Annotated in this window: 23 protein-coding genes; 12 read left to right on the forward strand and 11 right to left on the reverse strand. The window is 66.4% G+C overall.

Translation table 11 applies throughout. From position 1 onward, the window contains the following. The first annotated feature begins 38 nt into the window (after positions 1-38). The 7 genes from J2S32_RS00220 to J2S32_RS00250 all read left to right on the forward strand — a co-directional run bounded on the left by J2S32_RS00220 (position 39) and on the right by J2S32_RS00250 (position 7,594). Positions 39-1,250, forward strand: a complete 1,212-nt coding sequence (locus J2S32_RS00220; RefSeq protein ID WP_253514978.1) for a saccharopine dehydrogenase family protein — start codon at positions 39-41, stop codon at positions 1,248-1,250. A gap of 192 nt (positions 1,251-1,442) precedes the next feature. Beyond that, entirely contained in the window at positions 1,443-2,138 is a 696-nt protein-coding gene (locus J2S32_RS00225; RefSeq protein WP_253514980.1) for a hypothetical protein, read from the forward strand. A gap of 8 nt (positions 2,139-2,146) precedes the next feature. Further along, the gene (locus tag J2S32_RS00230) at positions 2,147-2,779 is read left to right on the forward strand and encodes a hypothetical protein (protein ID WP_253514982.1); all 633 of its coding nucleotides are present in this window, start codon (positions 2,147-2,149) and stop codon (positions 2,777-2,779) included. A 150-nt stretch (positions 2,780-2,929) separates the two neighbouring features. Further along, the gene (locus tag J2S32_RS00235) at positions 2,930-4,276 is read left to right on the forward strand and encodes an oxygenase MpaB family protein (protein WP_253514984.1); all 1,347 of its coding nucleotides are present in this window, start codon (positions 2,930-2,932) and stop codon (positions 4,274-4,276) included. A 52-nt stretch (positions 4,277-4,328) separates the two neighbouring features. Further along, positions 4,329-5,018, forward strand: coding sequence for a CerR family C-terminal domain-containing protein (locus J2S32_RS00240; RefSeq protein ID WP_253514986.1), 690 nt, complete (start codon positions 4,329-4,331; stop codon positions 5,016-5,018). Between the two features lie 5 nt (positions 5,019-5,023). Then, positions 5,024-6,202 carry a carboxynorspermidine decarboxylase gene (locus J2S32_RS00245; RefSeq protein ID WP_253514989.1) on the forward strand — a complete coding sequence of 393 codons (1,179 nt, stop codon included), beginning with the start codon at positions 5,024-5,026 and terminating at the stop codon, positions 6,200-6,202. A 189-nt stretch (positions 6,203-6,391) separates the two neighbouring features. Beyond that, positions 6,392-7,594 carry a type III PLP-dependent enzyme gene (locus J2S32_RS00250; RefSeq protein WP_253514991.1) on the forward strand — a complete coding sequence of 401 codons (1,203 nt, stop codon included), beginning with the start codon at positions 6,392-6,394 and terminating at the stop codon, positions 7,592-7,594. Positions 7,595-7,598: 4 nt separating this feature from the next. On the opposite strand, the gene J2S32_RS00255 is transcribed toward J2S32_RS00250, so the two are convergent. The 7 genes from J2S32_RS00255 to murI form a co-directional block, all read right to left on the reverse strand. Then, complete coding sequence (locus J2S32_RS00255; RefSeq protein ID WP_253514993.1) at positions 7,599-8,372, reverse strand: hypothetical protein; 774 nt, start codon at positions 8,370-8,372, stop codon at positions 7,599-7,601. After that, positions 8,369-9,061, reverse strand: coding sequence for a nitroreductase (locus tag J2S32_RS00260; protein ID WP_253514995.1), 693 nt, complete (start codon positions 9,059-9,061; stop codon positions 8,369-8,371). Before J2S32_RS00260 ends, J2S32_RS00255 begins: the two co-directional genes overlap by 4 nt. A 64-nt stretch (positions 9,062-9,125) precedes the next feature. Next, positions 9,126-10,331, reverse strand: a complete 1,206-nt coding sequence (locus tag J2S32_RS00265) for a cell wall hydrolase (protein WP_253514997.1) — start codon at positions 10,329-10,331, stop codon at positions 9,126-9,128. A gap of 52 nt (positions 10,332-10,383) precedes the next feature. After that, a complete protein-coding gene (locus tag J2S32_RS00270) occupies positions 10,384-11,241 on the reverse strand; it encodes a TauD/TfdA dioxygenase family protein (RefSeq protein WP_253514999.1) in 858 nt (285 codons plus the stop codon). Positions 11,242-11,296: 55 nt separating this feature from the next. Beyond that, positions 11,297-11,575, reverse strand: a complete 279-nt coding sequence (locus J2S32_RS00275; protein WP_253515001.1) for a YdeI/OmpD-associated family protein — start codon at positions 11,573-11,575, stop codon at positions 11,297-11,299. 6 nt (positions 11,576-11,581) lie between these two features. Beyond that, positions 11,582-12,802: a 5-aminolevulinate synthase gene (gene hemA / locus J2S32_RS00280; RefSeq protein WP_253515002.1), complete on the reverse strand. Its 1,221-nt coding sequence runs from the start codon at positions 12,800-12,802 to the stop codon at positions 11,582-11,584. Between the two features lie 108 nt (positions 12,803-12,910). Next, positions 12,911-13,705 carry a glutamate racemase gene (gene murI / locus J2S32_RS00285; protein ID WP_253515003.1) on the reverse strand — a complete coding sequence of 265 codons (795 nt, stop codon included), beginning with the start codon at positions 13,703-13,705 and terminating at the stop codon, positions 12,911-12,913. Positions 13,706-13,870: 165 nt separating this feature from the next. Here murI and plsY point away from each other — a divergent pair, with 165 nt between their 5' ends. From plsY to J2S32_RS00310, 5 genes are all read left to right on the forward strand, one after another. Beyond that, positions 13,871-14,476: a glycerol-3-phosphate 1-O-acyltransferase PlsY gene (plsY, locus tag J2S32_RS00290; protein WP_253515004.1), complete on the forward strand. Its 606-nt coding sequence runs from the start codon at positions 13,871-13,873 to the stop codon at positions 14,474-14,476. Then, positions 14,473-15,579 (forward strand): DNA-processing protein DprA, encoded by a 1,107-nt coding sequence (dprA, locus tag J2S32_RS00295; protein WP_253515005.1) that lies wholly within the window; start codon positions 14,473-14,475, stop codon positions 15,577-15,579. The genes plsY and dprA overlap by 4 nt, the downstream gene beginning before the upstream one ends. Before the next feature lie 284 nt (positions 15,580-15,863). Further along, positions 15,864-16,529 (forward strand): hypothetical protein, encoded by a 666-nt coding sequence (locus tag J2S32_RS00300; RefSeq protein ID WP_253515006.1) that lies wholly within the window; start codon positions 15,864-15,866, stop codon positions 16,527-16,529. A 71-nt stretch (positions 16,530-16,600) separates the two neighbouring features. Further along, entirely contained in the window at positions 16,601-19,192 is a 2,592-nt protein-coding gene (gene topA / locus J2S32_RS00305) for a type I DNA topoisomerase (protein ID WP_253515007.1), read from the forward strand. Then, positions 19,192-19,374 carry a hypothetical protein gene (locus J2S32_RS00310; protein WP_050599265.1) on the forward strand — a complete coding sequence of 61 codons (183 nt, stop codon included), beginning with the start codon at positions 19,192-19,194 and terminating at the stop codon, positions 19,372-19,374. Before topA ends, J2S32_RS00310 begins: the two co-directional genes overlap by 1 nt. A gap of 12 nt (positions 19,375-19,386) precedes the next feature. Here the strand turns inward: J2S32_RS00310 and J2S32_RS00315 are convergent, their stop codons facing one another. Genes J2S32_RS00315 through lepB form a run of 4 tightly spaced genes read right to left on the reverse strand, consistent with a single transcriptional unit; the run spans position 19,387 to position 23,121 of the window. Continuing rightward, positions 19,387-20,640, reverse strand: a complete 1,254-nt coding sequence (locus J2S32_RS00315) for an MgtC/SapB family protein (RefSeq protein ID WP_253515008.1) — start codon at positions 20,638-20,640, stop codon at positions 19,387-19,389. A 17-nt stretch (positions 20,641-20,657) separates the two neighbouring features. Further along, positions 20,658-21,560 carry a GTPase Era gene (gene era / locus J2S32_RS00320; RefSeq protein ID WP_253515010.1) on the reverse strand — a complete coding sequence of 301 codons (903 nt, stop codon included), beginning with the start codon at positions 21,558-21,560 and terminating at the stop codon, positions 20,658-20,660. Further along, positions 21,557-22,228: a ribonuclease III gene (gene rnc / locus J2S32_RS00325; RefSeq protein ID WP_253515013.1), complete on the reverse strand. Its 672-nt coding sequence runs from the start codon at positions 22,226-22,228 to the stop codon at positions 21,557-21,559. The genes era and rnc overlap by 4 nt, the downstream gene beginning before the upstream one ends. Further along, positions 22,225-23,121, reverse strand: a complete 897-nt coding sequence (gene lepB / locus J2S32_RS00330) for a signal peptidase I (protein ID WP_253515014.1) — start codon at positions 23,119-23,121, stop codon at positions 22,225-22,227. Before lepB ends, rnc begins: the two co-directional genes overlap by 4 nt. Positions 23,122-23,188 lie beyond the last annotated feature (67 nt).

Raw genomic sequence — 23,188 nt, forward strand, 5'->3', positions numbered from 1 at the left:
GCGCGCAAGATTCGAAATTCCACGAAAGAGGTTTACCCATGTCCACAGTCCTGGTGATCGGTGCGGGCGGCGTCAGCTCGGTCTGCGTCCACAAGATGGCGATGAACGCCGATATCTTCGGCGACATCCACCTTGCCAGCCGCACGAAGAGCAAGTGCGACAGCATCGCCGCGAGCGTGAAGGAGCGCACCGGGCAGGATGTGGCGACCTACGAGATCGACGCCGAGGAAGTCCCGGCGATGGTCAATCTGATCAGGAAGGTCGGCCCGAGCCTCGTGGTCAATCTGGCGCTGCCGTACCAGGACCTGCCGATCATGGATGCGTGTCTCGAAGCCGGGGTATCCTATCTCGACACCGCCAATTACGAACCCAAGGACGAGGCGCGGTTCGAATACCACTGGCAGTGGGCCTATCACGACCGCTTCAAGGATGCCGGGCTGATGGCGCTGCTGGGGTCGGGCTTCGATCCCGGCGTCACCAGCGTCTTCACCATGTGGCTCAAGAAGCACAAGCTCAAGACCATCCGCCAGCTCGATATCCTCGATTGCAATGGCGGCGATCACGGGCAGGCCTTCGCCACCAATTTCAATCCTGAAATCAACATCCGCGAAGTCACCGCGCCCTCGCGCCACTGGGAAAACGGCGAGTTCGTCGAGACCCCCGCGATGGGCAAGAAGGTCGAGTTCGACTTCGAGGCGGTCGGCCCGAAGAACATGTACATGATGTATCACGAGGAGCTCGAAAGCCTCGCCAAGTTCAACCCCGAGATGGAGCGGGCGCGCTTCTGGATGACCTTCGGCGATGAATACATCAAGCACCTGACCGTGCTGCAGAATGTCGGCATGACGCGGATCGACCCGGTCAAGTACCAGGGCAAGGAAATCATCCCGCTGCAGTTCCTCGCCGCCGTGCTGCCCAAGCCCGAATCGCTGGGCGAAACCACCAAGGGCAACACCAATATCGGCGTGATCGCGACCGGCGAGGCGCTCGACGGATCGGGCGAGAAGACCTTCTACATCAACAATATCTGCAGCCACGAAGCGGCTTACGAGGAAACCGGCAACCAGGCGGTTTCCTATACCACCGGTGTCCCCGCCATGATCGGCAGCGCGATGATGCTCACCGGCAAGTGGTCCGGCGAGGGCGTGTTCAACATGGAAGAAATGGACCCCGATCCGTTCATGGACATGCTCAACGCGCACGGCCTGCCGTGGCAGGTGAAGGAGCTGGACGGCCCGGTCGGGTTCTGATCGCGGTCGACTGCAACAGGCGAGGGTGGCGGTAACGCTTTTTGAAGTGTCTTTGCTGCCACCATCAGCCACTTAGTCGCGCTGGACTGCGGGCGTTGTTGACGCCGGACTTCGCTTCTTTGTAGCCCCGGGTCGTCTGTTCGGACAACTGGGCGGGTCTCCCGTCCGGGATCATTGAGGGGTCACAATTCCATGAAGAAATCCGTCGCGGCCGTCGCGCTGCTGGGGCTGTCTGCCTGCGCCAAGCCCTATGTCGGCACGCCGTACACCGCGCCTGCCGCACCCGTTACTTCGGTCGCCATCGTCGACGACACGCTGCCCGAAGACGCGGTCGCATACGAAGCCGCGTCGACAATGGGGAATTTCGGGCTGATCGGCGGGTTGATTGACGCCGGGGTCCAGGCCTCGCGCCGTGACCGGGTCAACGAAGCACTCGACAGCGTCAACCACACACCCGAAGCGAATTTCGAAAGCTATCTCGTCTCGGCGCTGGCCCAAAGCGGCATCGCCGCGGTCATGCTGGCCGGACCGGATCGCGAAAAGCGCGAACTCCTCAGCGACTATCCGGACGCGCCGCAGGGCACCCAGGCGCTGGTCGATTTCAACGTCACCGCCTATGGCTATGTCAATGCGGGCAACCAGAACTGGCGCCCGACGGTCTCCGCCGAGGTCAAGATGGTCGATGCGCTGACCGGCAAGACGCTGATGGAAAACCGTATCGTCTACAACGGAGTCGATGCGCAGGCCGGTGTGGTGACCATCGCTGCGAACCCGGCTTATGTGTTCGAGAACCGCGAAGACATGATCACGCAGCCCGAGCGGCTGGCCGCCGGGATCGACGATGCGCTGAGGCGGGTGGCGGACACCGCCGTCCGGCTGATGCGCTAGGCGGGGCCATGAACAGGAACCTGTTTATCGCGCTTGGTGCAGCCGCCCTTCTGGGTGGCTGCACCACGACCACACCGGCCATTCCGCCGACGCTGGCCTATGATCGGCCCGATTGCCCGACTGTGGTCGATACGGCCGGGGCAATCGGCCTGACGCCTGAAAAGGACAAGGCGATCTGGACGGTCGATGCCCATCTCGCCGGTAATGGCGCGTGCCTGCGGCGCGGCGCGGTGGCAGCGCCGTATCTCGTCTTCGCGCTCCCCGATGCAGCGCACGCCAAGATGGTCGAGATCGGTTCGGTGCTCGAACTGGAGCGGGTGCTGTCGCCCAAGGTCGTGCTGCTCGATGCCGCCGGTGCCGAAACGCGCAGCTTCCGCCGCGACCAGTACATGTTCCGCCCCGGGCTGCTGTCGATCCAGTTCGTACCGCAGGAAAACGAGCGGTATGGGCTGGTCACCGTCGATCCCGAACCGGTCGGCGAAAGCCACGATACGATCGTGTCGAACACGTCGACCACCACCGTCTACACGGGCTTCGGTGCCTCCAACTGGCGTAGCGGCCAGGAACGGATGATGTCGCGCGGGTTCTCCTACGAAGGCCCCGTGCGGGCGCTGGTCTATCGTCCCGACAAGGATGATTGAGCGGATCGCGAATTCCCGGCGGGGCGGGGCAGCAAGCGCTGCTCCGCCCCGTTTTCCTTGGCGGTATGCCGCGAGTTTGCGGCCAGAATCCCGCAACGGGTTGACGATTTGATCGAGTGATATAAATTGGCGCGTGAAGGGAGCCGCTTCATGGCCACGCTTGCGCACGTCGAACCGCTCGAACCCGTACCCGCAGCCTTTTCGCCCGAGGTAGTGGCGCAGCGCGAGGCGATCCCCGCGATCTATGGCTCGGTCGATTTCACGCGGCTGCCCGAACGCTTCTCCACCGATCTTGCCGACCAGGTCGAGATGCCCGCGCGCTTCGCCTCGCGCCGGGCCGAATTGCTCGCCGACAGCGAATGCCTCGCCACCATTCGCGCCTATACGATGACCGGCGACCGCACGGCGGATGCCTATGCCGCGCTGATGCCCCAATACGGCTTCCGGGCGCTGGTCGATATGCTCGACCGCGCCTGCGACGGGGGCCTCGAGACGGTTGAGGATGCGCCGCCCGAACTGTGTGCCTTCATCGCCGCGATGGAGGCGACGCCCGAGTGGCTCGACATGGAACTGGTCGAGCAGGGCGCGCGAACCGAGCGCAATGCGCATGTCCACCTGACCCCCTTCGTGCTGCGCGGCGCCTTCATCGCGACCTTCATGAACAAATACAGCGCGTTGCCGATGGCGCTGACCGGCACGCTGTCGAACAACACCGCTTCGCGCCGCGCCTATGAAACCGGCAGCTTCTTCACCTGCACGCTGATGCCCGGTGCGCTGCGCCGCTCGGGGGCGGGGTTCAAGGCGGCGGCCAAGGTCCGGCTGATGCATTCGATGGTCCGCGCCAACATCATGCGCAGCGGCAAATGGGACGTCGGCGTCTATGGCATTCCGATTCCGCAGGTGGACCAGATGCCCGCGGGGCTGATCGGCACCTATCTGATGGCGCGCGAGGTGCTCGACAGCGGCCGCGAAACCTTCACCCCCGAAGAACGCGCCAAGGTCGAACTGGCGCGCTATCGCTGCTTCCTGCTCGGCCTGCCCGAGGATTTGCTGAGCGTTACCCCGCGCGGGATCGAGAAATTGTGGCTGACGCGCTCGGCCACGCTGCGCGCCGAGTTTGAGCCCGAGACCTGCGGCGCGCTGCTACGCGCGACGATGGACGCCGAGATGACCCAGGGAGAGGGGGCCTTGGCGGGGGCGAAGCGCTGGATGGAGGGCGGTTTTTCGAAGCTGTTCTTCATCCAGCATTTCATGGGCGGCGACCGTGAACTGGCCGCCAGCGTGGGCGTTACGATGAGTGCCGCAGACCGGCTGGCGGCGCTGTGCGCGCTGGCCTTCGTCCACGGCCACATCCGCTGGTACAAGGCGCTCGCCGCTATTCCGGCTACGCGCGACTGGGCCGACCGGCGGCTGGTGGGCAAGCTGCGGCAGCTGCTCGAGACCTACGGTCACGCCGATTTCGTCACCGACGCGAGCCAGTACAAGCCCGCGCTGTAACCCGCGCGGGCAGGCTATGGAGCTTGCCCGCCGCTTGCCCTATGGGCCGCGCATGGCCCAGTCCCCACCCGCCAACCGCGGCACCTATGCCAAGAGCAGCGAGACGCGCAGCCTCATCCTCGATGCGGCGATCGTGGCCTTTGCCGAAAGCGGGCTGGAAGGCGCGAGCACCCGTGCGATCGCGGCCGCAGCCGGGGTCAACCAGCCGCTGCTGAACTATCATTTCGGGTCGAAGGACGCGCTCTATCTCGAATGCGCGCAGGCGATTCTCGAACGCTTTGCCGACGGCATGGCGGCCGCCACCGCGCCCGCAGTCGCTTTCCTTGCGCAGGGGCAGGGCGACCGCGCCACTGCGCACGATCTGCTCCGCCAGCTGATGGACGCGCTGGTCGAAACACTGGTCATGGGCGAGGAAGCGGCGCTGTGGGCGGGGTTCGTCGCGCGCGAGATGAACGCGCCGGGCGATGCCTTCGCGCTGCTCTACGAGCGGCTGTGGCAGCCGGGGACCGAACTGACCGCGCAGCTGATCCGCGCCGCGCGCGGCAGCGATCCCGACAGCGAGGACGCGCGTCTCGACGCGCTGCTGCTGATCGCCAACATGATCGCCTTCACCAGCGGCAGGCGCGTGTCGCAGGCGATCATGGGATGGAACGAAATCGGCGCCGAACAGGTTGCCGCCGTACGCCGCTCGATCGCCCGCCAGGTCGATGCGTTGGTGGCCGATACTTCAAGAGAGAATTGAACCCTATGGAAACCAAAGCCGGTGATCCGGGCGCCTTTGCGCAATTCGACCTCGACCGCGTCGACAGCCCCGCTTTCGTCGTCGACGCGGCGAAATTGCGCGCCAATTGCCAGATATTGGCCGAGGTGCGCGATGCCGCCGAGATCAAGATGTTCAGCGCGCTCAAGGCGTTTTCGATGTGGTCGACCGCGCCGATCATCGGCGAATATCTCGATGGCGTGTGCACGAGCGGATTGTGGGAAGCGCGGCTGGCGAGCGAGTTCTACGACGGCGAGATCGCGACCTATTCGGCGGCCTACAAGCCCGAGGAGCTCGACGAGGTCTGCCGCCTGTCCGACCATGTGATCTTCAATTCGCCCGGCCAGCTCGAACGCGCGACGCTGATCATGGAAAACGCGCGCGCCGCGGGGCAGGACTTCGATGTCGGGCTGCGGATCAACCCGCTGCACCCCACGGGCGAGGTGCCGCGTTACGATCCCTCCAGCCCGGGCAGCCGGCTGGGCTTCCCGCTCGACCAGCTGACCCCGGAAATCATGGCGCAGGTCGATGGGATCCATTTCCACAATCTGTGCGAGCAGGATTTCGAGCCGCTGCTGGCCACCTGGGACAAGGTGTTCGACGCGATCGAGCCGTGGTTCGGCCAGCTCAAGTGGATCAACATGGGCGGCGGGCACCATATCACCCGCGCCGATTACCAGCGCGAGGAGCTGATCGAGTTCCTGCGCGATGCGAAGGACGACACTGGCGCCGAAATCCATCTCGAACCGGGCGAGGCGGTGGCGCTCGATGCGGGCATATTGGTGGGCACGATCCTCGATACCGGTTTCAACGGCCTGCCCGTCGCGGTCGCCGACGTATCGGCCACCTGCCACATGCCCGACGTGATCGAGGCGCCCTATCGCCCCGCCATGCTCGGCGAGAGCAGCGACGAGGCCGTCCCCGCGGTGCGGATCGGCGGCCCGTCCTGCCTCGCGGGCGATGTGATCGGCGATTACCGGATCCCCGGCGGGGCGGAGGTAGGCAAGCGTTTCGCCTTCCTCGACCAGGCGCATTATTCGATGGTCAAGACCAACACCTTCAACGGCGTGCAGCTGCCCAGCATCTATCTCTGGGACAGCGACAGCGACCAGCTCGAGCTGGTCAAGGAGTTCGGCTACGACACCTTCCGCGACCGGCTGAGCTGATGCTGCGACCGCGCCATGGAACGCCAGGCGCGCTCGACCTTTGATACAGTGACATAGACAGGGCCGAACCGGCCGATTCCGCTTGCTTTATCGCGCATCTCGCTTATGTGCGCCGCTCCGCTGCCCCAAGGGGATCCGATCCGCAAGGCAGCCTTGTCTGAAACCTAGCCGTTTTGGGGGTCCCTTGAGTTGCACACATTTCCTGACGCCCGGTCCGTAGTTCGCGCGCTCCAGCCGGACGAACCGATCATCCTCAATCGCCCGCACGCCGCCGCGCGCGCCGCCCGTTTCTTCGTCGAGAAGTTTCCGGGCAAGTCGCTCTATGCGGTGAAGGCGAATCCCTCGCCCGACCTGCTGCAGGTGTTGTGGGACAATGGCGTGACGCATTACGACGTCGCCTCGATCGCCGAAGTGCGGCTGGTCCGCGCGACGCTGCCCGGCGCGACGCTGTGCTTCATGCACCCGGTCAAGGCGCCCAGCGCGATCCGCGAAGCCTATCGCCAGCACGGTGTGCGCACCTTCAGCCTCGATTCGGTCGAGGAACTGGAGAAGATCGTCGCCGCCTGCCGTGACGACGAGGGCGAGCCCGCGCAGGATTTGCGGCTGTGCGTCCGCCTGCGCGTGTCGAGCGAATATTCCGAACTCAGCCTCGCGTCGAAATTCGGCTGCGACCTGACCGAGGCGCCGCAGCTGCTGCAACAGGCGCGCCAGCATGCCGACTGGCTCGGCGTGTGCTTCCACGTGGGCAGCCAGGCGATGACGCCCTTTGCCTATGTCCAAGCGCTCGAACGCGTGCGCGTCGCCATCGGCGAAGCCTCGGTGGTCATCGACATGATCGATGTCGGCGGGGGTTTCCCGTCGGTCTATCCGGGGATGGAACCGCCGCCGCTGGAGGACTATTTCCAGATCATCCACCAGAACTTCTACAATCTGCCGATCGCCTACAATGCCGAATTGTGGTGCGAGCCGGGCCGCGCCTTGTGCGCCGAATACAGCTCGCTCATCGTCAAGGTCGAGAAGCGCCGCGGCGAGGAACTCTACATCAACGACGGCGCCTATGGCGCACTGTTCGATGCCGCGCATGTGGACTGGAAATTCCCCGTCCGCGCGCTCGAGGACGACCTCATCAAGCCCGACATGGATTTCGCCTTCTACGGCCCGACCTGCGACGATGCCGACTATATGCAGGGCCCCTTCGTCCTGCCCGAGGACATTCAGGCGGGCGATTTCATCGAGATCGGCATGCTCGGCGCCTATGGCGCGGCGATGAAGACCGATTTCAACGGCTTCGGCGCTGCCGACCGTGTGGTGGTCACCGATGAACCGATGGCGAGCCTCTACGACGGCAGCCGCCAGCGCCCCGCCGCCGACAATGTGGTGAGCCTGCGCTGAGCGGTCAGCCGTATTCGGCGCGGTGCGCGTCGAGTACTGGCTTCACCCGGCCCAGCGCTTCGCCGATCAGGTCGGGCAGTGTCTTCCGGTCGAGCGGCAGCACCGCATTGTGTGCGGCGGCAATGCGCTTTGCATCCGCCCAGTCGACGCCGAGCTTGATCGCCCATTCGCGGAACTGGTCCGCCGCGCCCGCGCGCGGTTCGAGCGCCTTGGCCAGCGTCGGGTGGAAGCCCAGACGGCCGGTGAAGGGCAGCAGCGACAGCGGAAAGCCCTTGCGCAGGTAGACGAAGGTATCGTCGACATGCACCGTCCCGCTGGCGCGGTGCAGCGCGAGAACCGAGGAGAAGTGGACGCTGTCGTCATCGGACACCAGCGTGACGCCGCGCGGCACCGAAAAGGCGAAGTCATCGGCATAAAGCTGCGCCAGCGCATCCTGCTCGCAGCGGACATCTTCCCACGGCAGGTGGGGCAGGATTTCATGATGCCGCGCGGTGCCATACAGCTTCGCCTGCGGGAAGGCAGTGTGCATCCAGTCGCAATGCAGCGTGTGGAACGGATGCAGGTTGATCACGGCCTCGACCTTCGCGCCGCCATCGGTCAGCGAGTCGACCTCGGCGCGGATTTCATCGGTCAGCGTATAGCTGTCGAGGAAGACGAAATTGCCGCTGGCGAGCCGCACCAGCGCGCATTGCGTCCCGACATCGAAGAAGCCGCCGATGCGAAAGCTGCCGCGGACGGTCCAGAAACCGCTGCCCAGGTCGACGAAGCGGTCGCTCATGCGAAGCCTACGAAGCGCGCGGCCTCGTCCACGCTCTTGCGCTCGCTCACCACCGCATTGGCGGGGAAGCTTTCGTCTGGCCAGCCCAGCGCGACCGCCTTCATGATCACCTGGTCGTCGGGGATGCCCGCATGTTCGCGCACCACGGGGCTCTGCATGATGCCCTGGCTGTTGATCACGCAGCCGAGCCCGCGGCTCCATGCGGCATTGACCAGCGCGGTGGTGACTGCGCCGCAATCGAACGGCGTGTCGTCGCTCCCCGACAATTCGCGGTCGTATGTGACGATGACGCAAACCGGCGCGTCGAACTGGCGGAAGCCGCGCAGCACCCAGTCCTGGCGCTTGTCCTTGTCGTCGCGTTCGATCCCCATCGCGCCGAACAATTGCTTGGCGACACCGACCTGGCGTTCGCGGTGGACGCCCGCAAAGGGTTCGCCGCGGCGGAACTCGCGGCTGTCGGGCTCGCCCGCGAGGATGCGTTCGGTATTGCCCTTGCGGATCCGGTCGAGCGGTTCGCCGGTGATGACGTGGAAATGCCACGGCTGCGTGTTCATCGAGGTGGGCGAGCGCATGGCGAGCGTCAGCACTTCCTCGATCACCGCGCGCGGCACCGGCTTGTCGAGATAGCCGCGGATCGAGCGGCGGCCCATCACCACCTCGTCATAGGTCATGTCCGGATTGCCGCTCATTCAGTCTCGCTCCCAATAGTGTTGCCGGTAGGACTAGCGTGCCACGCCAGCGCCGACAAATCCCCTACGGGATTGCGGGCAGGCAGGTTCCGATGTCCGGCGCGGAAAACAGCCGGCAGTCGAAGAACACCGCTTCGCCGCCATTGGCATTTGCCGCGGCGAAGCTGAACCGCAGGCTGCGGCGGTCGCTGTCGGTCAGCGGCAGGCTGGCCGGGACCTGCGCGGGATCGCTCCACCCCTGCACGCGGCAATAGCCGCCGCCCGCGCACAGGCTGCGCGCCCGGTCGACCAGCGCACCCGGCGAATCGCCCGGCGATACGAGGACGAAATGCACGCCTGCGCCCCGGCTGGGCTGGCCGGCGGATGCGGCTGCGCGCGGCGTCTCGCCCGCGGCACGCGCCACGCTGTCGCGGGTGATGCTGCGCACCGCCTCGCCGCTGCCCAGCAGGCCGGGCAGCGGATTGGCGGCGGCGGTGGCGAGCGCGGTTTCGCGCAGTCGCAGCGGATCGGGCTCGCCGCCGGTATAACGTGCCGAGAGCGCCTGCCGGCTGCCCCAGAAGCCGCGCCAGCGGAAGAAGATGTGCGGCCCCACCTTGGCCACCTTGTCGAGCCGGTCGCTCCACCACGGATAGACATAATCGGCATGGAAATGCGTGGCATTGCCGACGGGGGCATGCGTCGCGCCGCCGAGCATTGCCTCCGCCCGCGCGCGCGCCGCGCGCCATGCCGCATCGGAATAGCGCCGCGCGAGCGAGCCGTCGCAGGTAAAGCTGAACTGGCAGCCGGTGGGCCGCTGCGAGCCTTCGAACACCACGCCGCACACGCTGCCCGCAAAAGCAGGGTGGCGCACGCGGTTGAGGATCACCTGCATTACCGCGCGCTGGTCGCCATCGCCGCCGCCCGCCTCGGCCATGCCCGCAAGCGCGAGGCAGTCGCGTGCGCGCAGGCGGTCGGCAGCGCTGCCGCGGAAGGCGAAGGGAGACGCACTGCCGGGCCCGATCGCGGCGAACGCCACGCCTGCATTGCGCGCCTGCGCATCGCCCGCGGGTAGATCCGAGAGAACCACGGTGTCGTCGCCCGTCGCGGGAAGATCGGGCACCGGCATGGGGGCAGTTTCGACTTGGGCATCGCTCGCCCGCGGGTCGCTTGCGGGTACCGGCGTCCCCCCGAACAGCGCGAGCAGCAGGAACGGCAGCAGCACCAGCCCGGCAAGCGCCAGCAGCGGCGCGAGGGCGCGTTCGTCACGCGGGGCAGGGGCGGGGCCGTCCATGGCGGCTATCTAGGGAGGAATGCCTCGCCTACCAAGCTGTTACGATAGCCGCTCAGGGCGTGAAAAAGGGCTTGTCGCCGGCAATCGTGACGCGTTCCATCACGCGGCGCGCGGGGAAATAATCGCTCGCGGCGAAATGCTGGCATACCCGGTTGTCCCAGAACGCGACCGAGCCCGCCTGCCAGCGAAACCGGCACTGGATTTCGGCATCCTTGGCGGTGGCGAACAGGTGATCGAGCAGCCAGCGGCTTTCGCTCTCCGCCAGCCCCTCGATATGCGAGGTAAAGGCGGTGTTGACGTAGATCGCGCGTTCGCCGGTTTCGGGATGCGTGCGGATCACCGGATGGCGCATTGGCGGGTAGGTATCGTGCAGTTCCTCGGGCCGCTTGCCCAGCCGCTTGGCGAACACCCGCGCGATGTCATGCACCGCGGTCAATCCTTCGCAGAAGGCCTTCATCGGGTCGGACAATCGCTCGTAGGCGAGGTGCATATTGGCGAACAGCGTATCGCCGCCGCAATCGGGCACTTCGCGCGCCAGCAGGATCGAACCGAGCGAGGGTTCTTCGCGCCAGGTGACGTCCGAATGCCAGGCGTTTTCCTGTCCGCGGCTCTTGGGCCCATGCTCGATCCGCAGCACTTCGCGGTTCGGCTGGTCCTTCGGCGTGGCGGGATGGATTTCCAGTTCGCCGAACGCGCGCGCAAAGGCGATATGCTGCGCGGTGGTGATGTCCTGGTCGCGGAAGAAGATCACCCCGTGGCTGAGCAGCGCGGCGCGGATCTCGGGGATACGCGCGGCAATGTCGGCGCTGCCGAGGTCGATCCCGAGTATCTCCGCCCCGATCGCCGGGGTCAGCGGACGAATGTCGAGCGTGCCGGTATCGCGCGTCGCGCGGTCGGAAATGGTGGCCATATTCTCTCTCCCTGCCGCGGAGCATGCCACAGGCGGCACGCGATTGCATCGGCTTTCAGGGAGCGACGAATTTGCGCGCGCTGGCGCGGCGGTGCGGGCATCCGGGCCAGCAGCACGGGCGCTTCTTCCCGTCGAGCACTTCCTCGTGCAGCCGAGCGCGGCGCTTGGCGCGGGTGGGTTCCTGCCTGGCCGAGATCGTCCAGCAGATCCATTCGTTGCGTGCCAGCGGGGTCAGCGCCTGCCATTTCGTGGCCAGCGCCGGGTCGCTGTCGAGCAGTGCTTCGAGTTCGGGGGGAAGCGCGTGGCGGAAATCGGGATCAGCAGGTGCTGCCATTCCGGGTCAGGCGGCCTGCGCGAGTTCCAGATCCATGCGGTCCCAGATTTCGACCAGCGCGCCGACCAGATCGTCCATCATCGCCGGCGTATGCGCGGGGCCGGGGGTGAAGCGCAGCCGCTCGGTGCCGCGCGGCACGGTCGGGAAATTGATCGGCTGCACATAGACGCCGTATTCGGCGAGCAGGATGTCGCTGATCTTCTTGGCGCGGACCGGGTCGCCGACCATCAGCGGGACGATATGCGTGACGCTGTCCATCACCGGCAGGCCCGCATCGCGCATCTTGGTCTTGAGCAGTTCGGCGGCGGCCTGCTGGCCTTCGCGTTCCTCGTTGCTCGATTTGAGATGGCGCACCGCGGCCAGCACGCCCGCGACCAGCGCCGGGCTGAGCGAGGTGGTGAAGATGAACCCCGGCGCATAGGAGCGGATGCAGTCGACGATCTTCTTGTCGGCCGCGATATAGCCGCCCATAACGCCGAACGCCTTGCCCAGCGTGCCTTCGATGATGTCGATCCGGTGCGCGGCTTCGTCGCGTTCCGAAATGCCGCCGCCGCGCGGGCCGTACATGCCCACTGCGTGGACCTCGTCGACATAGGTCAGGGCGTTGTATTTTTCCGCGAGGTCGCAGATTTCGTGAATCGGCGCGATGTCGCCATCCATCGAATAGACGCTTTCGAAGGCGATCAGCTTGGGCGTGGCTTCGTCTTCGGCGGCCAGCAATTCCTCGAGATGGGCGAGGTCGTTGTGGCGGAAGACGCGCTTCTCGCAGCCCGAATTGCGGATCCCGGCGATCATGCTGGCGTGGTTGAGTTCGTCCGAAAAGATCACGCAGCCGGGCAGCAGCTTGGCCACGGTCGACAGCGTCGCATCGTTCGAGACATAGCCGCTGGTGAACAGCAGCGCGGCGTCCTTGCCGTGCAGGTCGGACAATTCGTCTTCGAGCTGGACGTGGTAATGCGTGTTGCCGCCGATATTGCGCGTGCCGCCACTGCCTGCGCCGACATCGTGCAGCGCCTCTTCCATCGCCGCGATCACCTTGGGGTGCTGGCCCATCGCAAGGTAATCGTTCGAACACCACACGGTGACCGGCTTGGGGCCATTGTGGCCCGCAAAGCAGCGCGCATTGGGGAAGGCACCCTTGTTGCGCAGGATGTCGATAAAGACGCGGTAGCGGCCTTCCTCGTGCAGCCGGGAAATCGCTTCGTCGAAGATCTGGTCGTAATTCACTGGCGTATTCGCCCGTATCTGCACCGCCCGTCCGCGGCTGACTGTGCCGGTCGCCCTAATCGAATACGTTGCAAATCGCTACCGCGATCTTTGCGAGTGGCTCGCAAGTCAGAAGGGACGCAAATCCTCGATCCCGAGCTGCGCGAAGGCCGGGGCAAGCCGTTTGAAATCATCGAGATCGCCGGTCGTCACGGCGAAATCGGGGGCGCTGCGGGCGAAGGACTGGCCCTCGGTGAGCGAGGCGATGCGCCGCGCGATCCCGCCAGCGCCATGGACGAAGCCGACGCCCGCGCCGAAGGCCTCGCGCAATTCGGCCTCGAGCAACGGGAAATGCGTGCAGGCCAGGATCACCGTGTCGAGCCGCTCGCCATGGTCCTGCAGCACGAGGCCCGAGGCAGCGCGCGCGACATCGTCGATATCGACCTCTTCGCCGCGCAATTTCGCCTCGCCCAGCGCCACGAGGTTGTTCGCGCCGAACCGCAGCAGCGTGCATTCGCGGGCAAATTGCCGTTCGAGGTCGTCGACATAGCGCTGGCGCACCGTCGCCTCGGTGCCGAGCAGACCGATCACCCCGCTCCGGGTCATCGCCGCCGCGGGCTTGATCGCGGGCACCGTGCCCACGATCGGCGTTTCAAGCACGTCGCGCACCATGCCCAGCGCGATCGTGCTGGCAGTGTTGCAGGCGATGCAGATTAGCCGCGGCTGGTAGCGTTCGGCCATCCGCCCGAGCAGCCCGGCGACTCGCGCGGCCACCTCCGCTTCGCTCTTTGCGCCATAGGGCAGGCCGGCCATGTCCGCGGCGTAGATCACCGGCGCCTGCGGCAGCAGCGCGCGCAGTTCGCCCAGTACGGTCAGTCCGCCGACACCCGAATCGAACAGCAGGATGGGGGAATGTTGGTCCAAAGCTCCAGATCCGTTCGAATTGGCAGGCCGGTATCGCAGATGGGTCTTGGCCTAACCCGGTACTTTCTTCTAGGTCGCTAGAACGCAAAAACGGCCGCGGGGCAACGCCCGCCTGCGGTGGTGGGACGCTCGGGGCGTAGCTTGGGGTATATCGTGCCAGCAGAAATGACCACCACCGTGCTCTGGGCGGCGCTGCTCGGCTATGCGATCGGCTCGATCCCCTTCGGGCTGCTGCTCACCCGCGCCGCGGGCATGGGCGATGTGCGCAACATCGGCAGCGGCAATATCGGCGCGACCAACGTGCTGCGCACCGGCAACAAGGGGCTGGCCGCGGCCACGCTGCTGCTCGATTTGCTCAAGGGGTTCGCCGCGGTCACGATTGCCGGGCAATTGTGGGGCGAAGTGGCGATGGCCTTTGCCGCAGGCGCGGCGGTGCTCGGCCACTGCTTCCCCGTCTGGCTCGGCTTCAAGGGCGGCAAGGGCGTGGCAACCAATGCCGGCGTGGCCTTTGGGCTCGCCTGGCCGCTGGGGCTGGCCTACGCCTTCGTCTGGCTCAGCATTTTGGCGATCTTCCGCATTTCCTCGCTTGCCGGAATGGCCGCGGTGGTCGCGGCGGCGGCCGCCGCGCCGCTGTTCGGCCATCCGCAGTTCTTCCCCGTGCTCGGCGCGATCGCGTTGCTGATCATCTATCTCCACCGCGAAAATATTGCGCGGCTGGCCAGGGGCGAGGAGCCCCGCGTCGGCGGCAGCAAGGACACTGCCGGGGGATGACCGGCGCGGCGACCTCGGCCCTGTCGCAGGACGAGGCGTTCGCCCGCATCCGGCTGCTGCGCTCGCCCAATATCGGGCCGGTCAGCTATGCCATGCTGCTGCAGCGCTTCGGCAGTGCGGTGCAGGCGCTCGAGGCGCTGCCCGATCTGGGCCGGCGCGGGGGGCGCCAGTACCGCGCCACCGCCGCCGAGACGGTGGAGCGCGAGGTCGAGGCGGTGCGCCAGGCAGGCGCGAAATACCTGTTCCACGACCAGCCCGATTACCCTGCGCTGCTCGGCCAGCTCGACAGCGCGCCGCCGATCCTCACCTGGCGCGGCGACCTCGCGCTGGCCGCGCGGCCCTGCGTCGCCATGGTCGGCGCGCGCAATGCCAGCGCGGCGGCGGTCAAGCTGGCGCGCGATTTCGCCAGCGGGCTGGCCGAGGCGGGGTTCACCGTGGTTTCGGGGCTGGCGCGCGGGATCGACGGCGCCGCGCATGAAGGCGCCTTCCCGCACACTATCGGCGTGATCGCCAGCGGGATCGACATCGCCTATCCGCCGCAGCACGCCGATCTGCAGGAGCGGATCGCCAGCGAGGGACTGCTGCTGGCCGAACAGCCGCCGGGCACCGAACCGCGCGGCAGCCATTTCCCCAGCCGCAACCGGATCATCGCCGGGCTGGCGGGCGGGACGCTGGTGGTCGAGGCGGCGATCAAATCGGGCAGCCTCATCACCGCGCGGCTCGCGGGCGAGGCGGGGCGCGAGGTGATGGCGATCCCCGGCAGCCCGCTCGAGGCGCGCAGCCACGGCTGCAACCACCTCATCCGCGAAGGCGCGGTGTTGGTGCAGGAACCCGCCGAGGTGGCCGAACTGCTGAGCACCTTCGCCGGCGAACCGCGCTCGACCTTTCGCGAACCGGCCAATGGCTTCGACTACACGCCCGAAGACCTTGCCCAGGCCGAACCCGCGGACATTGCCGGGCTGCTCACCGCCGCCCCCGTCGCAGTGGACGAACTGATCCGCCAGTCGGGCACACCCGCCGCGGCAGTGCAGCTCGCGCTGCTCGAACTGGAGATCGCCGGACAGCTTGAACGCCACGCCGCAGGACGGGTGAGCCTGAAATAAGCGTCCGGCCTGCCGGTCATCCCGCGGCGAGCTCGGGGGTGACGTTACGGAAAGCAGGAAAAATGGCGCATTCTTGCAATTCCATATGTCGTTCTTGTCATATCATGGTGTCTTCCCCGCCCGCGACTCGGGCGCCGAAAGCACACCAGATCAGACAGCGGGCGCTGTTCGCAGCGCGCGCGACGGGCCGCCTCCGTACCTCCTATACGGGCGGCCCGTTCTGCGTTTGGCGCTTGCCCATTGACGGATGCACTCTTACCCGGCCTTCCGGAAACGGGGGCACGATGGAACCGAGAGCGGTCGATTTTCGCACGATTGGGCTGGAGATGCTGCGACTGGCGCGCATGCTGCCGGTGCCGCTGACGCTGTATATCCTGTGCACGACCGCCGCCTACGCCGTGGAGGAATGGCATTACGGCGATGACTTCACGATGGTGGGCACGCTGATCATGCTGGTCGACGGCTATCTGGTCTATGTGCTGATCTTCCTCCTGATGGCGGAGGCGGGGCTGTTCGCGCAGGGCAAACGCGGCGGGTTCCTGGCCTATCTGGTCTTCACCGTCCTTTGGGGGCTGGCGATCACCTTCGGCCTTATGCTCCTGATCGTTCCGGGTCTCATCCTGATGGCGCGGTGGATGCCCGGGGTCTGCGATGTGCTGGTGCGCAATGACGGCGCGGTGCAGGCCATGAAGCAGAGTTGGGAAGCGACCAGCCGCTCGACCGGCGCGCTGATGCTCCACGCAGCGGGGGCATTTCTTCTGAGCGTGGCGGGCGGGGCGGTATGGGCGTTGCCCGCCAGCCTATGGGGGTCTGCGCCGCTGGCCTTCACGATCCTTGCTAACTTGCTTGCCGTGCTTGCCAGCGTCTGGCTGGTCCTGCTGTCGGTTGCGAGCTACGGGCTGCTGATGGCGCCAGCGGCCAAAGATGCGGCGGTGCAATCTCCCGCTTGACGGCGCTCTTACCCGGGCCCCATTTTCGCGCGTATACGCACGTACACACGTAAGGGACTGTTTTTACCTCCATGCAACTGGTCATCGTCGAATCGCCCGCCAAGGCGAAAACCATCGAGAAATATCTCGGCAAGGACTTCAAGGTTCTCGCCAGCTATGGTCACGTCCGCGACCTGCCGCCCAAGGATGGCAGCGTGCGCCCGGACGAGGATTTCGCGATGGACTGGGAGCTCTATCGCGACAAGCAGAAGCGCTTCAAGGAAATCAGCGACGCGGCGAAGGGCGCCGACCGCCTGGTCCTCGCGACCGACCCCGACCGCGAGGGCGAGGCGATTTCGTGGCACGTGCGCGAGCTGCTGGCGAAGCGCAAGACGCTGCCCGCCAAGGTTGACCGGGTGACGTTCAACGCGATCACCAAACAGGCGGTGACCGATGCGATGAAGGCCCCGCGCGAGCTCGACCAGCCGCTGATCGACGCCTATCTCGCGCGCCGCGCGCTCGACTATCTCTATGGATTCACGCTGTCGCCCGTACTGTGGCGGCGCCTGCCCGGCGCCAAGAGCGCGGGCCGCGTGCAATCGGTCGCGCTGCGGCTGATCGTCGACCGCGAGATCGAGATCGAGCATTTCCGCGCCGACGAATACTGGTCGGTGATCGCCAAGCTGCAGCAGGACGGCAGCGAGTTCGACGCGCGGCTGGTCCGGTTCGAGGGCAAGAAACTCGACAAGCTGACGCTCGGTGACGAGGGCAGCGCCGCCGCCGCGAAGCAGGCGGTCGAAACCGCCAACTTCACGGTCGAGGAAGTCGAGACCAAGCCGTTCAAGCGCAATCCCGCGCCGCCGTTCACCACCTCGACGCTGCAACAGGAAGCCGCGCGCAAGCTTGGTTTTTCCGCCAGCCACACGATGCGCTGTGCGCAATCGCTCTACGAAGCGGGCTCGATCACCTACATGCGGACCGACGGCGTCAGCATGGACGGCAGCGCGATTTCCGCCTGCCGCAAGGCGGTCGCCGATCGCTATGGCGGCCATGCGCTCCCCGACAGCCCGCGCATGTACAAGACGAAAGCCAAGAATGCGCAGGAAGCGCATGAGGCGATCCGTCCGACCGACTTCAACCGCGACCGTGCGGGCAGCGGCGACGAGGGCCGGCTCTACGACCTCATCTTCAAGCGCGCGATGGCCAGCCAGATGGCCGCCGCCTCGCTCGAACGCACCACCGTCACGCTGCGCGAGGCCACCGGCCAGCACGAATTGCGCGCCACCGGGCAGGTGGTGAAATACCCCGGCTTCCTCGCGGTCTACCAGGAAGGGCGCGACGACGCGGAGGACGATGAAGAGGGCCTGCTGCCCGCCATCGCCAAGGGCGACAGCCCGCTCAAGAAGGGCGTCGAAGCAAACCAGCACTTCACCCAGCCGCCGCCGCGGTTTTCCGAGGCGAGCCTGGTCAAGCGGCTCGAGGAACTCGGCATCGGCCGCCCCTCGACCTATGCCAGCACGATCCAGACGCTGCGCGACCGCGCCTATGTGCGGATGGAGAAGAACCGCTTCTTCGCCGAGGAAAGCGGGCGCCTGCTGACCGCCTTCCTCGAACGCTTCTTCCCGCAATATGTCGCCTTCGACTACACCGCCGGGCTCGAGGACGAGCTCGATACGGTCAGCGACGGGCGCGAGGACTGGAAGAAGCTGCTCGAGGCCTTCTGGCGCGACTTCAAGCCCAAGACCGAAGAGGTGATGGACAAGAAGCCTTCGGAAGTGACCGAAGTGCTCGACGAATTCCTGTCCGACTACCTGTTCCCCGAACGCGCCGACGGCAAGGACCCGCGCCATTGCCCGCTGTGCGAGACCGAAGGCCGCGAAGGCGGCCGGCTGGCGCTGCGTGGTGGCCGCTACGGCGCGTTCGTCGCCTGCGCCAATTACCCCGACTGCAAGTTCACGCGCCAGTTCGCCAAGCCCGGCGGCGAGGGCGATGACGGCGCCGATGACGGGGTGATGGGCGAGGATCCCGAAACCGGCCTCCCGGTCGAACGCAAGACGGGACGTTTCGGCCCCTACATCCAGCTGGGCGAGGGCAAGGAAGCCAAGCGCGCGAGCATTCCCAAGGACCTCGACGATTTCGATCTCGAATGGGCCCTGAAGCTGCTCAGCCTGCCGCGGATCGTCGGGACGCATCCCGAGACCGGCAAGGAAATCGAAGCCGCGATAGGACGTTACGGCCCGTACCTGCGGCATGATGGCAAATACGCCAAGCTGCAGAGCACGCGCGACGTGTTCGACACCGGCATGAACGCGGCGGTCACGCTGCTTGCCGAAGCCGCCAATCGCAAAGGCGGTGGGCGCGGCAAGGCCGAACCGATCAAGACGCTGGGCGAACATCCGACCAGCGGCGCCGAGATGAAGGTGATGCCGGGCCGCTACGGCCCCTATGTCACCGACGGCACCACCAATGCGACGATCCCCAAGGACATGAAGCCCGAGGACGTCACCGAGGCGCAGGCGATCGAACTGATCGATGCGCGCGCGGCCAAGGGTCCGGCGAAAAAGAAGAAGGCCGCGCCCAAGAAGAAGGCGGCGGCGAAGAAGAAGCCCGCCGCCAAGAAGGCCCCCGCGAAGAATAAGGCTCCGGCCAAAAAGGCAGCTGCCAAGAAGGCGGAGGCGGGCTGATGGCGAAGGAGCGTTTCGAACGCCACAAGCAGCCGTGGAAGTCCGAGGAAGCGGGGCAATTGCGGCTGCTCGCGGGCAAGGGCAAGGGCCTCAGGGAAATCGCCAAGGCGATCGGCCGCAGCGAGGAATCGACCAAGGACTTCGCCAAGAAGAACAAGATCGAGATCCTGAAGAAGCGGTAGGGGAGCGCCCGATCAGAGCCGTACGTAACCTACGGCGAGGCTGGCCGCCAGCGCCACCATGCTGGCCGCCAGCGCCCATGCCGCGGGGCGGGCCTGGCGTCCGCCATAGGCGAGCGTGACACCCAGTTTCACGCTCATATTGGCGAGGATCGTTCCCGCTATGGCGAGCGCGGCGAGCCGGGGTGCGATGGTGCCCGGCTCCAGCCCGCCGGCGGTGACGATGGCGGCATCGACGTCCATGCTGCCCATGAGCAGCAGCAGGACCGCGATCCCTTCTTCGCCGAAGCGCGTTTCGGCCCAGCGCGCGGCGACCGCAGCCACGGCCACGAAGGCGACGAAGGTCAGCGCGGGCAGCATGGCGATCGGATTGCCGGGCGGGGCGGGGCCGGTGGTCGCGGGCGCCGCGCGGTAGAGCCACAGCGCCGCAGCGAAGCCCGCCAGCAGCGCCGGGGCGACGAGGATTGCGAAATCGGCCAGCAGGCTCGTCGCCAGCACCGCGACCAGGATGATCACCCGCAGATACATGACCGCGCTGGCCAGCGCGATGCCCGCATTCTCCGCGCCGTGCCCGGCGCCTGCGCCAAGCCGCTGGGCGAATGAATGCGTCACTGCGGTGGAACTGTAGGCGCCGCCGATGACGGCGGTCGCAATGGTCCCGCGGCGCGCGCCGAACAGGCGGTTGGCGACATAGCCGGCGAAGGAAAAGCCGGTGACGATGATGACCACCAGCCACAGGGTGCGCGGCTCCCACGCGTCGTAGGGGCCATAGCGCCCCTCGGGCAGGAAGGGGAACACCGCCAGCGCGATCACCGCATAACGCGTGAAGGCCTTGATATCGGCCTCGTCGAGCGCGCCGACCCAGCGGTGGACTTCGGTGCGCAGCGCGAGGATCAGCGTGACCACCGCCGCGCCCGCGACCGCCAGTGCCTCTTCGCCGATCCCGGCGAGGAACCCCAGACCCAGCGTGACCATGGCGGCGACCGCGCTGGTTGCATCGGGCTTGCCGCTGTCGAGCACCGCGCGCGAATAGCCGATCGCTACAATGGCGGTGGCCGCTGCAAAGACGAGGCCCGAGGCCACCGCGAAGCCATGGCCCGCGATAACACCCGCCAGTCCCGCTGCCACGCCCAGCAGGGTAAAGGTGCGGACCCCGGCAACCCGCATGCCGGGGGTCTCGTCACGCAGCTTCCATCCCCGCTCGATCCCCACCAGCAGCCCGGCCGCGAGCGCGGCAGCCAACTGGGGGAGGGAATCGAGCGCGAGCATTGCCGGTGCGAAGAGCCCTAGCTCTTCCAGTCCAGCCCGATTTCCTCGAACATTTCCTTGTCCTCGCTCCACCGCTCGTCGGTCTTGACGTGGAGGAACAGGTGGACCTTCTGGCCGAGCAGTTCGGTCAGTTCCTTGCGCGCGGCCTCGCCGATGGCCTTGATTTTCGAGCCGCCCTTGCCGAGCACGATGGCGCGCTGGTTGTCGCGGATGACCACGATCTGCTGGTGGATCTCGACGCTGCCATCGGGACGCTGGATGTATTTCTCGGGCCGCACCGCACTGTCGTAGGGCAGTTCCTCGTGCAGCTGCTGGTAGAGCTGTTCGCGGGTAATTTCGGTGGCGAGCAGGCGTTCGCTGGCATCGCTGACCTGGTCTTCGGGATACATCCACACGCCTTCGGGCATCATGCCGGCCAGCGCTTCCTTCATCTCGGGCACCCCGTCGCCGGTGAGCGCGGAGACGAAATAGATATCGGCGAAGTCGACCTTGCCCACCAGGTCCTGCGCCAGCGCGAGCAGCGGTTCCTTCTTCGCCACATCGACCTTGTTGAGCACGAGGATCTTGCGTTCGGGGCGCTGCGCGACCTGTTCGAGCAGCGGTTCGAGCTCGTGCCGCCGCTGCTTGACCGGATCGACCATCAGCAGCACCGCATCGGCGGCTTCCGCGCCTTCCCAGGCCGCGCTGACCATCGCGCGGTCGAGCCGCCGCTTGGGCGCGAAAATGCCCGGCGTATCGACCAGGATCATCTGCGTGTTGCCGTGCAGCGCGATGCCCATCATCCGCGCCCGCGTGGTCTGCGCCTTGGCGCTGGTGATCGCGACCTTCTGGCCGACCAGCTGGTTGACCAGCGTGCTCTTGCCCGCATTGGGCGCACCCAGCACGGCGACCACGCCGCATTTGGTTGTTTCCTGCGTCACCCGAACGTCTCCATGAATATGCGTGCCGCCTGCTTTTCGGCTTCCTGCTTGCTGCCCGCGGTGCCTTCCGCCTCGCCGACCTTGTGGACCTTCACCCGCACGGTGAACCGCGCCGCGTGATCGGGGCCCGAACGGTCGACCAGCTCGTATTCGGGCGGGCGCCGCTGGTTGCCCGCGGCCCATTCCTGGAGCGCGCTCTTGGGATGCTTGGACTTGCCCGCACCGCTTTCCAGCGCGGGTCGCCACAATAGCTGGACCACGCTGCGCGCAGGCTCGAACCCGTTGTCGAGGAATTCGGCGCCCAGCAATGCTTCCATCACATCGCCGAGGATATTGTCGCTGTCGCGCCCGCCGTCGCTGCTCGCCTGCTTGGAAATACGGATATGCGGCGCCAGCCCGATGCCGCGCGCGACCTGCGCGCACATTTCGCGGCTGACGATGGCGTTGAGCCGCTGCGCCAGCTTGCCCTCGGGCGCATCGCTGCGCGCATAGAGCCAGTCGGCGATCGACAGGCCGAGCACGCGGTCGCCAAGGAATTCGAGCCGTTCGTAATCCTGTTTCTCGCCCATGCTGCCATGCGTCAGCGCGGCGAACCACAGCGTCTCGTCCTTCACCGTGAAACCGGTCTTGGCGAGCCAGTCGCGTGCGGCGGGCTCGAGCGCGCTCATATGTCGGCTCCGATGCGGTTCCAGCGCGCCGCGCTGAACCAGGTCCACGGCAGATGCCATTCGGCCGTCCCGTCGCTCGACCACAACACGCGGCTGGCGCGCCCGACCAGCAGTTCGGCATCGACCAGCCCGACCCCGCCATCGCGCACTGCGGGGAAGCGGCTGTCGAGCGAATTGTCGCGGTTGTCGCCCATCATGAACAGATGGCCCGCAGGCACGATCACCGGCTCGGTATTGTCGGGATCGACGCGCAGCGGATTGCCGCGCGCATCGGTCGCGATCTGGCCGGTCTCGTCGGTCAGCAGGCGCGCGCCGACATTGCCGAAATCGACCGTCAGATAGCTGCGGCCCGAAGGCAATGTCTCGCGGAACTGGCGATAGCGGCAAATCGTCCCGTCCATCACCACGCCCCCATCGCGTCGGCAACCGGTGTTGGCGCTCATCGGGATATCGGCCGCGCCGGCATCCTCCTTGGGCAGCGGGGTGCCGTTGAGGATGACCACGCCGTCCTGCACCGCCACCGTATCGCCGGGCAGGCCGATCACGCGCTTGACGTAATCCACCCCCGTTACCGGGTGCTTGAAGATCGCCACATCGCCGCGTTCGGGCAGGCTGGCGAAGAACCGCCCCTCGAACAGGTCGGGTTCGCCGGGGAGCGAATATTTCGAAAACCCATAGGGCCACTTCGCCGCGACGAGGTAATCGCCATTGCGCAGGTTGGGCAGCATGCTCTCGCTGGGAATGGTGAAGGGCGAGAAGATGAAGCTGCGGAAGATCAGCACCACGAGCACCAGCTTGGTGACGAACCACAGGAAGCTGCCGAGCGTCTCCTTGTCTTTCGGTTCGCTCGAACTGGTCGGGGGCGAATGCGGATCCAGGGCGCGGTCTGTCATGCGGGCTTCTCAATCATCGCGGAGTTCCCTAGTCGCGCACCTGCGGACACGAAAGGATTTTTGCACC

The sequence above is a fragment of the Qipengyuania citrea genome, assembly GCF_024171405.1.
GTDB lineage: Bacteria > Pseudomonadota > Alphaproteobacteria > Sphingomonadales > Sphingomonadaceae > Qipengyuania > Qipengyuania profunda.